Raw genomic sequence first — 14603 nt, forward strand, 5'->3', positions numbered from 1 at the left:
TCCATACATCAAATTGAACGGTGTGTTTTACCGCATTGCTGTAAGGATAGTCAATATCCGTTTATAAAATAACCACACTGTCGTTATTTGCAGTCACTTTTACAAAAACTTAGAGTTCTCTGTTAATGGACAGGTTCATTTTCCTGCCAAAAAAACTCACCGTCTTTTGCCATTTGTTGCAACCGGCCACAGGGAGTAAACCTTTCGCCATAACGTTCAGCAAGCTGAGTCAGGCGGATAACAACTTCACTTGCCCCCAGGCTATCCATGTAGCGAAATGGCCCCCCCAAAAATGGCGGGAAGCCGATGCCAAACACTGCGCCAATATCGCCATCACGCACAGAACGCAGCACATTTTCATCCAGGCAACGAGCGGCTTCATTCAGCATCAAAAACAGACAGCGCGCTGCAATTTCTTCGCCGGTTTTATTCACGCTGGGTGTGACCCCCAACACAGAATAAATCGATGTATCTGGTTGTTTTTTATTAGCTTTAAATGGATTTTTTGTTTTTTCCTGATACAGGTAGAAACCCCGTCCATTTTTACGCCCTTTACGGTCATCACCTAAAATAGCGCTAACTGCAGACTGCGGTGCCGCAAAACGTTCACCGTAAGCCGCTTCCAGAACCGGCATTATTTTGGTGCCAATATCAATGCCCACTTCGTCCAGTAACTGCAGTGGCCCAACCGGAAACCCTTTTTTAACCAGGGCATTATCAATATGTTCGATGGGTTCACCTTCGGCCAGGCAACGTATCGCTTCGTTAATATAAGGGGCGAGAATACGGTTCACATAAAAACCGGCACAATCCCCTACTACAATCGGCGTTTTTCCCTGTTTTTTGGCCAGCGCTACCACAGTGGAAACCACTTCCGCATCGGTTCCATCGTGGGGAATCACTTCCACCAGTGGCATTTTATCTACTGGGCTAAAGTAGTGTAGCCCGATAACTCTTCCTGGCGCACCTGCTCCACGGGCTATCTCTGCAATGGGTAATGACGATGTATTTGAGGCAAAGATAGTGCCTGGTGCACAGTGTTCTTCGATTTCACTGACCATTTTTTGCTTCAGTGCCAAATCTTCAAATACCGCCTCAATAACCAGCTGGCACTTACCAAACCCACGGTAATCAATACCACCGGAAATACGTGCCATTTGCAGGTTCCGCTCAGAAGCCGTCAGGTGGCGACGGCGGACCTTTTTATCCAGCATTGACCAGGCATATTGCAACGCATGGTTAACACCTTTTTCATTGATATCTTTTATACGTACTGGAAGCCCGGCTTTGGTCGCGGTAACACTGGCAATACCGCCCCCCATTAACCCGCCTCCCAGAATACCGACTCTCTCAACTGTGAGAGGTTTCTCATCGCTGCCGGGGTCTTTTTTCAAGTCTGTGCTGGCAAAGAACAGGCTGCGCAACGCGGCTGATTCTGGTGTCATGGCGAGTTCACCAAATGCCTGCGCTTCCGCGGCCAGGCCGTTCGTCATACCAGAAGATAACCCGGTTTCCATCACATCAAGAATGCGCTCTGCCGCCGGGTAGTTGCCCTGAGTCTTTGCCAGGGTCTTTTTGCGGGCGGTATTAAAGATAAGTGTTCGCGCCAATCTTCCCGTTAACAAACGGGTTTTCAACGGTAGTGATTGAGCGGGTTGCGGCCCTTTTTTTGCCAGAGAAACTGCCGTTGCCAACAAAATACTCTGTGGTACGACATCATCAACCAGGCCACATTTTTTGGCCTGCCGTGGGCGCAACGATTTTCCTGTCAGGATCATGTCCAGCGCACCTGGCAACCCTATCAAACGCGGCAGGCGTTGTGTCCCCCCTGAACCCGGCAATAAACCGAGTTGCACTTCAGGCAAGCCTAACTGGGTGTGCGAGGAATCCGAACACACCCGGCTGTGGCAGGCCAGCGCCAGTTCCAGCCCACCACCAAGGCAGGCGCCATGAATAGCCGCAACCACGGGAACCCGTAAGCTACTTAATTCCGCCATAACTTGCTGCCCGGAACGGGCCAACTGGCTGGCTTCACCAGCAGTCTGGCAGGCTTCAATCATGCGAATATCGGCCCCGGCAACAAAGTTATCCGGCTTCCCGGAAACCAGCACCACACCTTCCAGTTCGTTCAGTGCATTCAGTTCACTCAGCAAGCTTTTTACTTCAGTAACAAACTCCGCCCGAAGGGTATTCATTTTTTCGCCCGGGACATCAATAGTCACAATGGCAATATTGTCCGGGCCCACCGCCAGGTTAAATGCGGAAATCTGTTCCATTATTCGCTCTCCAGTACCATTGCCGCACCAAGCCCACCCGCAGCACAAGCGGTGACCAACCCAAGCCCACCACCACGGCGGCGTAATTCATTGAGGGTCTGCGTAATCATTCGCGTACCTGTGGCTGCAAAGGGGTGCCCGTAGGCCAGCGAACCGCCCAGCACATTAAATTTATCCATATCGACTTCGCCGGTTGCCCCACTCTGCCCCAGCACTTCCCGGCCAAATTTATCGCTGGCAAGGCATTTCAGATTCGTCAACGTTTGTGCTGCAAAGGCTTCGTGCATATCAAACAGCGTCAGGTCGGCAAGGGTTATTCCTGCCCGGGATAATGCCAGCGGCGTAGACCAGGCCGGCCCCAGCAGCATGTCCTGCCAAACATCAATGGCGGTAAACGCATAGCTGCGCAAATACCCCAACGGCTGCAAACCAAGAGATTTTGCTTGTGATTCCGCCATCATAATGACAGCCGATGCGCCGTCAGTCAGCGGCGTGCTGTTTGCCGCAGTCACACTACCATGCTTGCGATCAAAGGCCGGGCGCAGGCGGGCATAATCGGCCAGTGACGTTTCCGGGCGAATATTATTATCCTGATGAAAAGCAGCTCTATAAGGTGGAATGTAGGCTGTCATCACCTCATCATTGAGCTTCCCTTCCTGCCAGGCTTGTGCGGCACGCTGGTGTGAACGGTAAGCCAGAGCATCCTGGTCTTCACGTGAAATACTGTGTGTTTTAGCCATTTGTTCCGCGGTATCCCCCATACGTAAGCCAGTGGAATACTCCGCGACAGCGGGGGGAACAGGCATCAGGTCGCGCAGGCGCAGGCGGGAGAAAAGTTTCAGGCGTTGTGCAACAGAACGTGTTTTAGTGAGATCAACCAGGGTTTTTGCCAGCTTGCGGCTTACTCCAATCGGCAAAACAGAAGAAGAATCCGCCCCGCCCGCAATACCAGTATGAATGGTGCCAGCCATAATACTTTCGGCAATATTAGCCACGGCCTGGAAACTGGTTGCACAGGCACGGCTAACGCTATAGGCATCCGTATTAACTGACATCCCGGTTCCCAGTACAATTTCCCGGGCGATATTGGGTGCTTCCGGCATCTGTACAACCTGGCCGAATACCAACTGTTGAACCAGTTGCGGGTCTATTTCATTGCGAGTGAGCAGTTCACTCACGGCCATTTTTCCCAGATCAACAGCGGGTATACCATGAAATGCAGTGGCCTGGCGTGCGAACGGTGTTCTTAACCCGGCAATAAATGCAACACGATCCCCCTGGCGTGTAACCAGTGGCAGCGACTGTTTCATAAGGCTCCCCAAATAGAATAATTAGCGCAAAGTGGTCTGACCTGATAAAAGTTTTAACCAAAATTTTACACTACGCCAACTGCAATGGGAGAAAAGTGCGAGGCAAAACACGAAATTGCGCAGAGGGCAACTCGCGAGGGATATGCACACTACCCAGCAGTAGTGTGCAAACTGGCATGATTACGGTATTCATCACTGGAAATAACAGCATACCCGGTTTTTGAAAAGCGGCCGTTCAACGTAAACCCAGCTGGAATATGAGTGATTCGGCCTGGCAGCTAAATACAAACTGCATATCCAGCCGCACACCGCCCGCTTCATCTTGCATGGATGAAGTTATCTGGCAAGGTTCCGATTCCACTGCACGCGCTTTGGCCTCCAGGCTTTCGCGCATCTGCTCAGCTTCTGCTTTGGAGTCAAAAACCCGGCTCCACGTGGCAACAGAATCGGTATTGTCCATGATCGTGCCTACATCAACACAGCAACATACCGGCGTTTCTTGCGCTTTATTCTGGCTCATTACACTCTCCTTTCTCTTTGGCCTGGGAAACACTGTATATAGTTTATGAAGCCAGCAAGAACACCTCCAGTTCTTGTAAGCTTTGGTTACTGATAGTGATTAAAATCACACATCATTTTGATGCTAAACAAACCAGAGTTATTCACTTGACGGAATACGCCCTGTTTTTTGCTATGGAGTTCGCGTTTCATTAAACATATTTGAAAAATATTATAAACAAACTTGCAACATAGTTACTGGTCCGACCTATACTCTCGCCACTGGTCTGATTTCTCTGTACATCGTCAGACCCTACACTTCGCGCTCCTGTTACCATATGTAACATTGTTTGAATAACAATAATTGATGAGAATGAGGTTTTGGGTATGAGTCAGAAACCCCGTTTTACCAAATGTGCTCTTGCAATTGCAGTGGCTGTCGTATCAACTCAGGCCTGGTCTGCAGGCTTTCAGTTAAATGAATTTTCTTCTTCTGGCCTTGGCCGGGCTTATTCCGGTGAAGGTGCTATTGGCGACAACGCAGGGTCCGCCAGCCGTAACCCGGCAACTATTATGCTGTTTGATCGCCCGGCTATGTCTTTGGGTGCAGTGTTTGTTGACCCAGGTGTTGATATATCCGGTACTTCACCCAGCGGCCAGAGCCTTAATGCTAAAAACATTGCACCAACGGCCTGGGTACCCAACTTCCATTTCGTTGCACCGATTAATGACCAGTTCGGCTGGGGTGCATCAATTACTTCTAATTATGGTCTCGCGACTGAATACAGTAACGATTACGCTGCCGGAACCATGGGCGGGAAAACAGACCTGGAAACGCTTAACCTGAATTTGAGCGGTGCCTACCGCCTGAACCAGCACTGGAGTTTCGGTTTAGGGTTTGATGCTGTATTTGCCAAAGCAAAAATTGAACGTTATGCCGGGGATGCGGGCCTGATGGCTGCTGCACAATACCCGGCTTACGCCCAATATTTAAATGTTCCCGCAGATACCCAGATTGCCCACCTGAAAGGGGATGCCTGGGGATTTGGCTGGAACGCCGGTATTTTGTACGAGCTGGATAAAAACAACCGCTACGGTTTTACATACCGCTCTGAAGTTAAAATCGACTTCGATGGTAACTATAAGAGTTCTCTGCCGCCTTCCAGCGCACTGCCCAGTAACCTGCAGGCTATCTACGCTGGTATGGGCTTACCCGCCGGAACGAATGGGCAAACTATCGATGGTTCTTTAACACTGAACCTGCCGGAAATGTGGGAGCTTTCAGGTTATAACCGTGTCGCACCGAAGTGGGCGGTTCACTACAGCCTGACATATACCAGTTGGAGCCAGTTCCAGGAGCTGAAAGCGACGGCTAATAATGGCGATGTTCTGTTCCAGAAAGATGAGAAGTTCAAAGATGCGTGGCGTATTGCTCTGGGCACAACCTACTACCTGGATGATAGCTGGACGCTGCGTACCGGTATTGCCTTTGATGACAGCCCGGTACCCGCATCAACCCGCTCCATCTCCATTCCTGACCAGGACCGTTTGTGGCTGAGCGCGGGTGCAACTTATGCCATCACACCGGATGCATCTGTGGATGTTGGCGTGTCTTACATGCATGGTCAGCACGTTACAATTGAAGAAGGCCCTTACAAGTTTGAATCTGATGGTAAGGCCTGGCTGTATGGCGCTAACTTCAACTACCGTTTCTGATTTACCAGCCTGATATAACAAGAAAGGGTGAGCACTGGCTCACCCTTTCTTCAATTATATAGCTTTATATATTTCTATATAGCTTTATATAGCAATTCTGCCGCCATCAAGGATCTTACTGAGAATCGATATCCTTCAGGTCATCCTGAATAGCTGCGGCATTCGGGTTCACTTCAGGCTTCAGTTTGCCGCCACGGGCAATAAAGTCATAGCGCTGGAAGTAGGCTTCACGCACCATCACGTAAGGGTCGCTGGACTGGCGCAACAGGCCGTCGGAATCCAGTAACTGCGCGCGGGTTTCAATACCCTCAATGGTCCACTTACCAATGGACATTGGCCAGGTCAGCCAGGAAAGTACCGGGTAGAGGTCATCAACAAACTGCCCACCATCTTCACGCAATGTAAAGCTCCCGTAGAAAGGCAGTTCTACGTAAGGCCCATAGCCCACACCGTAATGCCCCAGAGTGCTCCCGAACCGGTGTGGCACTTCACGCTGGAGTTTGGGGTTAGCCATACCGGCCACATCCATGAAACCGCCCATCCCCAACAAGGTATTCAGGAAGAAACGCGTAAAATGCACGAAACCTTTGTATGGGTCACCTTGCAGGAAGTAGTTCAGCATGGTTGCCGGTTCTTCAAGGTTACTGGTGAAGTTGCTTAACCCATTCCGGGCAGGTTGAGGAACATAATCACGCCAGGCAACAGCAACAGGACGAACCACGTAAGGATCCAGCACATCGTAGTTGAAGGTAAACATTGTGCGGTTGAAACCTTCCAGTGGGTCTGAACGCCCCTGTTCATCAGGATGGCTGGCGCACCCGGCCAGAATCGTAACCGCCATCGCCAGGCTGGTCAGGCGAAAATTCATAGGTGTCTCCCTGTTAAATAGCGCAACCACTTATAAGGTGGCAGTGTTGAGCCAAGGATTCTGGTTGTTGCATTAATAGTAGCCGTATAAGAAAAATCATACCGGGATTACGGAAAAGTAAAGCCGCAAAAAGCCAAACTGATTACTCATTTTATACGGATATAACAGCCGTGATTCACACTCCGGGCATGTCGTTTTGCTGTTACCAGAATGAAAATATGTTGCGATTGTAACATTCTTACTTATTAAGTCTACGCACCGGGTGCTGTGTTCCGTCCGATTAATCTGCATTTTTGCGCCATTTTAACGGAGCCACTACGCTTATATTCTGAGCATTTTGAAGGGAGTACCAACCGATGCAGGATAAATCTACTCCACCTGAAGACGACCGTTTACAAGTAGACAGTAAAGAGCGGGCCCGTGGTTCAGATATTGTAGTGGATGAAGCAGACCTGCCCTCCAGAGCCATGGCAACCCACGAGAGTATTCGCCAGGAAGGGGAAAAAGAGCTGGAGCGGGAACCGCTGGCTCTGTTCTGGTCTGGCGTTGCTGCGGGCTTATCAATGGGTGCTTCTTTTCTGGCCAGAGGGTTATTCACCCGCTATCTGGAAGGTGTTCCAGGGCATTTTTTACTGGAAAATCTTGGTTATTCCTTCGGCTTTATGATTGTTATTTTAGCCCGCCAGCAATTATTTACTGAAAATACCGTTACAGCGGTTTTACCTGTGATGCAACTGCCCACCCGCAGTAATATTTTGCTGCTGCTACGCCTGTGGGGTGTTGTCCTTGCCGGGAATTTAATTGGTACCGTGGTGGTCGCCTTTACGTTTTCTGTTATGCCCGGCTTCGATGCCCCAACACAAGAAGCGTTTCTCACTTCTGGCCTGGAGATTATGCATAAGTCCCCAGGAGAAATGCTGGTTAGCGCGATGCTGGCAGGCTGGATTATCGCCACCATGGTTTGGATGTTACCCGCCGCAGGCTCAGCCAAAATTGTGGTGATTATTTTGATGACATGGCTGATGGCCTTAAGCCATACCGCGCATATTGTGGTGGGTTCGGTAGAGATTCTCTACCTTGCCATGCGCGATGTGATTCCCTGGCACGACTTTTTCTGGCCGTTTGCTCTGCCAACGCTGGCTGGCAATATTCTGGGGGGTACCTTTATTTTTGCCTTGCTAAGCCATGTACAAATTCGCAACGACCGTGCGGCAATACCCGCCAAATACCCACGGGGGAAAGAGCCATGGCGGTTTAAAAAACCCCAGCGCTGAACCGCTTAGTGGCGAGTTATTAAGCAAACAAACCGCTAAGCGCTTAACGTGGCGGCGAAAACGGGTATACTACTGCCGCCCGTCCCCATAGTTAAATGGATATAACGAGCCCCTCCTAAGGGCTAGTTGCAGGTTCGATTCCTGCTGGGGACGCCATATGTGCCTCTTCTGAATCCTGTCAAAATCATCATTCCTTTATAAACACGTAGATATTCTTTAAATTTGCCCGTCTGGCACCAACGGTTTATATCCGGTACAACGTGCTTCAATACGCGTCAGTTCCTGGCTGCAACGCACAGAGACGGCTATAAGATCTCAGATGGCGGAACTGGGTTTGTTGGGCGGATTACAGGCGGGCTTTGAGTTGTTCGCATAAAATGCATTCACAACAACTCTTGCTACTAAAATCCCATCTGCTCCCAGTTATCTTCCCAGCCAGCAATACGTTTTACTGGAATGGCATGATGCGTTGACTCATCGTTTTGAGCACGGTGTCCACCATGCTTAACCAGATATTCCAGATGAGCCTGATGAATATCATTCCTGATCCAGGAGAGCGGCGTGATATAGAAAGCATTAGGCTCCCGGCCCAGATCGATAAACACCCAAAACTCACTGCCATTTTTATCAACAGCACTTTCAATTCCGTAGCGGGTTGATGTTTGCCAAGTTCCTGCCTTTTTGGCTCTTGTCGTCACTTTGTACGTTTTACCGTTTGGGGTTAATAAAGTTATCCAGTTGCGCCTTACCGGAATCGTCATCGCCGGTGATTTTCATCACGTACTTTTCGTTTTTCAGCACTTCTTCCGGGTTGAGCACCACCAGCGCGTGGCGCATACGGTCGGCGTGATCGATGTCGTTGCAGAAGACGATGGTTTTATCCATCGGGTTGGTACGTTTCAGGTAATCGGTGATGGTTTGCGCCACCAGCATGGTGCGCTCATCAATCACCAGCGTGCGGTCAAAATCTTTCAGGTTGTAGATACGGTCTTCAATCTCTTCACCGTATTTATCCAGTTGGCCTTTAACGGGCCGCCAGCCCTGGACATCAACGTCGATATCAACGCGCACCACTTTGTAAGGGGCGAGGAAACCGTCTTCAATGCCCTCTTTCAGTGAGTAGGTGTAAACCGGCTCGCCGAAGTAATCGATGTTGGACACCTCTTCGGTCTCTTTCGGCGTTGCCGTCAGGCCAATCTGGGTGGCGCTGCCGAAATACTCCAAAATTTCCCGCCAGGCAGAATCTTCAGAGGCACTGCCACGGTGGCATTCGTCGATTACAATCAGGTCAAAGAAATCCGCTGCCACCTGCTTATAAGCTTTTTGATGTTCTTCCGGGCCGGTAATGGCCTGGTACAGCGCCAAATGCACTTCATAAGCCGGGTCGATAGTGCGCCCGGTGACTTTAGTCATCGCATTACCGAAAGGCTGAAAGTCGTTACGCTTAGTTTGATCAACCAGAATGTTGCGATCAGCAAGGAACAGAACGCGCTTTTTGTTTTTCGCTTTCCACAACCGCCAGATAATCTGGAATGCGGTGTACGTTTTGCCAGTGCCCGTGGCCATTACCAGCAAAATACGGTTCTTGCCCGCCGATACAGCATCTACCGTTCGGTTGATCGCCTGCATCTGATAGTAACGGGGAGATTTACCGCTGCCGTCGTCGTAATAGTCCTGGCTGATAACCGGCAACTGCTCCTGAGTGAACCCTTTCCAGTCACAATATTTTTGCCAGAGCTGTTCAGGCGTTGGGAAGTCGTTGAGAGCAATTTCGGATTCGAGCTGCTGTGGGTTGGTTTTATCGTGGAAGATAAAACCATCACCGTTGGAGGCAAATACAAAGGGAACATCGAGCAGGCTGGCGTAATCCAGCCCCTGCTGCATCCCTTTACTGATGGCGTGCTTGTTAGCCTTGGCTTCGATAACCGCCAATGGCAAGTTAGGTTTGTGATACAGCACGATATCGGCAGACTTAACTTTGATACGTGAGGCCAATTTGCCACGCACGACAATTTTGCCATCACGCAGTTTCACTTCCTGGCGAATCTGCGCCAAATCATCCCAGCCTGCCGCCTTAACCGCAGGAAGGATAAATTTGCTGATAATATCCGTTTCAGTCAGGTGCGTTTTGTTCACGCCAGCCATAGCAGAGCACTCCACGAAATTGGGTTAGCTCTGATTTTACACAGAATAGTGCCTGGCGTAATGACCTGAAACGAGGTTTTAGGTCGCTACGGATATGATAATTTTTGGCTGCACAATTGCTGTTGCTTCCCTGGCATAGATTTTTTCATCTTTTGTCATTCCTGAAATTCACTTCAGAAACGAAATAACTGTTTCCCCGGCCCCTGGAGCAAGCGCATAAAGCTTATTGACGAAGGTGGAAGTGTTCTTAGCCTGTGCAAAAGAGATGTCAATCGCATGCATACCCCGGAGACTTATCTCCGGGGTATTGCACAGCAAAGCTCGCCATGACCATTAATAATACTTTCACTTCATACAGTTCAGTATCATTATCCAGATAAAGTCATTAGCTCTGTTTGTTATGTAATTCAAAACGTGGCGACACAATCCCGTACAGCGTCCACCCCATAAAAGTCACAATGGCACCATATAGCATTGCTTCTTCGCCCGATGAATAAAGCGCATAAAAGCTGTATAGCGCGCCAATAAAAGCAACTCCGTTGGCGATAGCTGCTTTCCTGGGAGCCACTTTGGCGACTTTCTGAATAATCACCAGTGCTGCCATAGAAAGAATATAAGGAATGATATTGGTTACGACAGCAAGGTTAACCAGCACGTTAAACTGGCTATTTAGCGATGGGCTGATAGTCATTAAAGACAAACCACTTTGGAAAATCACAATGGCGAGCATACCGCGGACCGGTGTTTCCGATGCTGTTATCTGTGAGAATATTTTGGGGAAATAGCCCTCATCTGCAGAAGATTTAAATACTTGTGCAATGGTGAACTGCCACCCCAGTAATGAACCACAGCATGACATAATCATCAGCCCCATGATCACTTTCCCTATTGCAGGTGTAAACATGGACGCGAAGGCCAACCCAAAGGGTGCTGTAGAATTAGCCAAATCCATATTTGGCACAATACCAGCGATGACATTAGTGGAGACAATATAAATCACCGCCGCCCCCAGCGTCCCACCCAATACAGCGATGGGGACATTGCGTTCTGGATTCTCCACAACATCTGTATTAGCGCACGCAGATTCCAGACCAAGGAAAGCCCATAAGGTCATAGCAATTGAAGAACCAACAGCGGTAAAAAAAGGTACATGATGTGGGTTCCACGAAGAGATGTACATTGCCGGATCAAACCAAAACCAGCCAATAACACATAAACCAACAACCGGAATAATGACACCCCATACAGTAATGCCGCTAATATTCCCGGTGATACGCGCACCACCAAAATTGGCTACTGTACATATCCACAATACAGCAATGGTCGCTAGGCCAATTTGTACCGGGCTGAGTGTAACCCCGAGTAATTCAGTACCATACCCCACGGCAGAAATGGCAATTGCGACATTGGCAATCAATAACGACACACCGTAGGTGTAGTTCGCCATAAAGTTGCCTGATTTACCAAAGGCATACTCGGCATAGCCGCCCATTCCGCCTGATTTCCGGCTAAACATCCCACATTTGGCAAACGCCCACGCCAGTGCCGTTGACCCAACCGCGGTGACTAACCATGAAATAATAGAGATGGTGCCCACTTCCGCAAGCTTGGTTGGTAACATAATAATCCCCGACCCCATCATGTTAACCATTGTCAGAATAGTGAGTTGTACCACCCCCATCTTATTGGACTTTTTCATAATTTTTCTCCTTTAAGCAGGTGGTTTTCAGTGTCAGAATTTTTGATGACATAGCACCAAACCTGCTTGCGGTTATCGCATGACTTGACATAAACCCCTTGCAACTCAGGCTCAAACCCAGGCAACTGGTTGATACCGTCTTCCAGTGCAGTGAAATACTGGAAGGCCGCCCCACCCCATACTTCACCAGGCACTACACACATCACTCCTGGCGGGTAAGGAAGTGCACCTTCGGCGGCGATGCGCCCTTCAGCATCAGACAAACGGACCAACTCAACATTGCCTCTGACATTGGCATAATTTGCCTGTTGTGGATTCATTGCTACGCGAGGGAAATACTGTTCACGGAACATATTTTTCTGCAGTTGTTTAACATCATTGCTGGCATAAAAATCATGCATTTCCTGGCAGAGTTGGCGCAGGGTATAACCGGCATAACGTGTTTGATGCTGGTGATAAAGAGAAGGCAGAACCGCCTGTAAAGGTGCATCACTTTCCAGAAGTGCTTCAAACCGAACCAATAGCGCGACCAACTGCTGTAACTTCGCCATATCGCTGGCTGGTGTCAGCAAGAACAGAATTGAATTAAGGTCACATTTTTCAGGAACGACACCATTTTCACGCAAGAAATGCGCCAGGACTGTAGCAGGCACACCGAAGTCATCATAACTGCCATTACGCGTGTTGATACCCGGTGTGGTCAGTAATAATTTGCACGGGTCGACAAAATACTGGTCTGCAGTATAACCGCCAAATGCATGCCATGACTCGCCAGGAACAAAGTGGAAGAACCGCCGATCATTGGCAATTGTTGGTGTATCCCACATATCCCAGGATTTCCCATCAACAGATTCAGGCACAAATGGTCGAATTGCATGGCAATTTCTCAGGATCAGCTTACGGGCTTCTATTCCGTTAAAGACACAATCCAGCCACATATATCGCCCGCTCTCACCTTCATGCATTTGTGCATTAATATCCAGCGCAGCAAATAATGGGTAAAATGGGCTAGTAGACGCATGTAACATATATGCATTATTCAATCGCTTATGTGGTACATAACGGTCCTGTCCTTTTATATGGCTGTCTTTTTTATGGATTTGTGATGTCTGAGAAAAACCGGCCTGCTGCTTATGTACAGACTGAGTGACAAAAATCCCGGGATCATTTTCATTCAGTGTCAGTAATAGTGGAGAGCACTCAGCCATCATAGGAATAAATTGCTCATAACCCACCCATGCGGAATCAAACAAAATGTAATCACACAAGTGACCTATTTTGTCCACCACTTGCCGCGCATTATAAATTGTTCCGTCATACGTGCCTAACTGAATAACGGCCAGCCGGAACGGCCGAGCATCTCTGGCTTTATTAGGTGCAACATCCTCAATACGCTCACGTAAATAGCGTTCATCAAAACAGTGCGCATCAATACCGCCAATAAAACCATAAGGGTTACGTGCAGTTTCCAAATAAATGGGAGTAGCTCCTGCCTGTAATAGTGCACCATGATGAACTGATTTATGATTATTGCGGTCAAACAATACCAGGTCACCTGGCGCCAGAACGGCATTCAGCACCACTTTATTTGATGCTGAGGTTCCATTTAGTACAAAATAGGTTTTATCTGCATTAAAGACCTTCGCGGCATGTTGTTGGGCAAGACAGGGGGCCCCCTCATGGATTAACAAATCGCCCATTGCCACATCAGCATTGCACAAATCAGCCCGGAAGAGCGTTTCACCAAAAAACTCAACAAACTGGTTACCAGCGGGATGGCGTCGGAAAAACTCTCCCCCCTGATGCCCGGGGCAATCAAAGGCACTATTCCCCTGCTTAACGTAGTCAACCAGAGCACGGAAAAATGGTGGACGTATAGTCATTTCATATTTCTGAGCCGCATTTTCCAGCTGGCGCCCATAATAATCATTACGGGTCTCATCGTGCTCAAAAACACCATGAACGCGGGGGAGATATTCTGATGGCACAACTTCACCATCCTGAATAGCAATAAATACCGGAATTGCATACCCGGTAGAGGAGATAATTTCCAGAGCACCATTTTCAACATCACTAATCGACAAAACTACAGCAGCGACATCGACAAAATTTGCGTCAAATACATTTACAATTGAACGTTGTGTAGAAAAGCAGTCAGGGCAAGAACGGCTTACGGCAATTTTTAATTCTCTCATCTTAATCTCTTTATTTTAAGCAAAAGGATGCCATTAATCTCTACAAGAAGAGATTAATTTATATATAAAAAACCATTGAACCAGGTTACGCTCAGGCTTGTTTTTTGCGTAGACAAACCTACCAGAATAACTCCGGAAAAATAATTATTTATAGATTTTTTGACAAGCGTACAGATACAACCATGAATTTAAACAAGGCTAAAAAAGGTATGTACCTGGCTTTAATGAAGATGAGAATTTTACTTTGAATTAAAGAAGTGGAAGTCAAAACTATTGCGTTTAGCAAACATCATGATGTGGAGTATTCGCCTGATATGAGGCATGAATCTATTGTTATTTTCCATAATAAACACCTTTCATTGTTTAAAGTGAAAGCGTGTACATTTTTATCTAATAAACACCATCATTATGTGATACACATCAACAAAAACAGATCATTCCAGAAATAATTAGTCGCTTTTTATGCATATCACAGATCTCTATGCTTTATGTTTCAATATTGTTAATAAAACTCAATATAATAAAAATAATTTGTGAACTCAATAAAATAAAATATCCAATAAATAACTCAACAATAAATGACAAATAATTCATTAGATGTAATTAAAAATGCAATTAAATA

10 protein-coding genes, 1 tRNA gene and 1 pseudogene are annotated in these 14603 nt (G+C 47.9%); 3 read left to right on the top strand and 9 right to left on the bottom strand.

Annotation, left to right across the window (positions count from 1 at the left end; all coding sequences use genetic code 11):
- Nucleotides 1–122: 122 nt before the first annotated feature.
- From fadJ to LC084_RS16095, 3 genes are all read right to left on the bottom strand, one after another.
- Nucleotides 123–2276, bottom strand: a complete 2154-nt coding sequence (fadJ, locus tag LC084_RS16085) for a fatty acid oxidation complex subunit alpha FadJ (RefSeq protein ID WP_226572202.1) — start codon at nucleotides 2274–2276, stop codon at nucleotides 123–125.
- On the bottom strand, nucleotides 2276–3586 hold the full coding sequence (fadI, locus tag LC084_RS16090) for an acetyl-CoA C-acyltransferase FadI (protein ID WP_226572203.1): 1311 nt from the start codon (nucleotides 3584–3586) through the stop codon (nucleotides 2276–2278). Before fadI ends, fadJ begins: the two co-directional genes overlap by 1 nt.
- 235 nt (nucleotides 3587–3821) lie before the next feature.
- On the bottom strand, nucleotides 3822–4106 hold the full coding sequence (locus tag LC084_RS16095) for a YfcZ/YiiS family protein (protein ID WP_036116098.1): 285 nt from the start codon (nucleotides 4104–4106) through the stop codon (nucleotides 3822–3824).
- 365 nt (nucleotides 4107–4471) lie between these two features.
- On the opposite strand from LC084_RS16095, the gene fadL reads away from it, so the two are divergent.
- Nucleotides 4472–5800: a long-chain fatty acid transporter FadL gene (gene fadL / locus LC084_RS16100; protein WP_226572204.1), complete on the top strand. Its 1329-nt coding sequence runs from the start codon at nucleotides 4472–4474 to the stop codon at nucleotides 5798–5800.
- A gap of 115 nt (nucleotides 5801–5915) precedes the next feature.
- On the opposite strand, the gene mlaA is transcribed toward fadL, so the two are convergent.
- Nucleotides 5916–6668: a phospholipid-binding lipoprotein MlaA gene (gene mlaA, locus LC084_RS16105; RefSeq protein ID WP_226572205.1), complete on the bottom strand. Its 753-nt coding sequence runs from the start codon at nucleotides 6666–6668 to the stop codon at nucleotides 5916–5918.
- Nucleotides 6669–7024: 356 nt separating this feature from the next.
- Between mlaA and LC084_RS16110 the strand changes: the two genes are divergently transcribed.
- Together LC084_RS16110 and LC084_RS16115 are read left to right on the top strand one after the other, a co-directional pair.
- Nucleotides 7025–7942, top strand: coding sequence for a formate/nitrite transporter family protein (locus LC084_RS16110; RefSeq protein ID WP_226572206.1), 918 nt, complete (start codon nucleotides 7025–7027; stop codon nucleotides 7940–7942).
- 81 nt (nucleotides 7943–8023) lie between these two features.
- Nucleotides 8024–8098 (top strand) — tRNA-Arg (locus tag LC084_RS16115).
- A gap of 245 nt (nucleotides 8099–8343) precedes the next feature.
- Here the strand turns inward: LC084_RS16115 and LC084_RS16120 are convergent.
- From LC084_RS16120 to speFL, 5 genes and pseudogenes are all read right to left on the bottom strand, one after another.
- Nucleotides 8344–8703: a hypothetical protein gene (locus LC084_RS16120; RefSeq protein ID WP_226572207.1), complete on the bottom strand. Its 360-nt coding sequence runs from the start codon at nucleotides 8701–8703 to the stop codon at nucleotides 8344–8346.
- Nucleotides 8654–10087 (bottom strand): annotated as a pseudogene (gene hsdR / locus LC084_RS16125) (EcoAI/FtnUII family type I restriction enzme subunit R); the annotation flags it as partial. The pseudogene hsdR and the gene LC084_RS16120, both read right to left, overlap by 50 nt.
- A 385-nt stretch (nucleotides 10088–10472) precedes the next feature.
- Nucleotides 10473–11786, bottom strand: coding sequence for a putrescine-ornithine antiporter (gene potE / locus LC084_RS16130; protein ID WP_226572208.1), 1314 nt, complete (start codon nucleotides 11784–11786; stop codon nucleotides 10473–10475).
- The gene (speF, locus tag LC084_RS16135; RefSeq protein ID WP_226572209.1) at nucleotides 11783–13981 is read right to left on the bottom strand and encodes an ornithine decarboxylase SpeF; all 2199 of its coding nucleotides are present in this window, start codon (nucleotides 13979–13981) and stop codon (nucleotides 11783–11785) included. The genes potE and speF overlap by 4 nt, the downstream gene beginning before the upstream one ends.
- Before the next feature lie 239 nt (nucleotides 13982–14220).
- A complete protein-coding gene (gene speFL / locus LC084_RS16140; protein WP_226572210.1) occupies nucleotides 14221–14325 on the bottom strand; it encodes a leader peptide SpeFL in 105 nt (34 codons plus the stop codon).
- Between the last annotated feature and the right edge of the window lie 278 nt (nucleotides 14326–14603).

This window comes from Mangrovibacter yixingensis (assembly GCF_020523985.1).
In the GTDB taxonomy this organism is placed as follows: Bacteria; Pseudomonadota; Gammaproteobacteria; order Enterobacterales; family Enterobacteriaceae; genus Mangrovibacter; species Mangrovibacter yixingensis.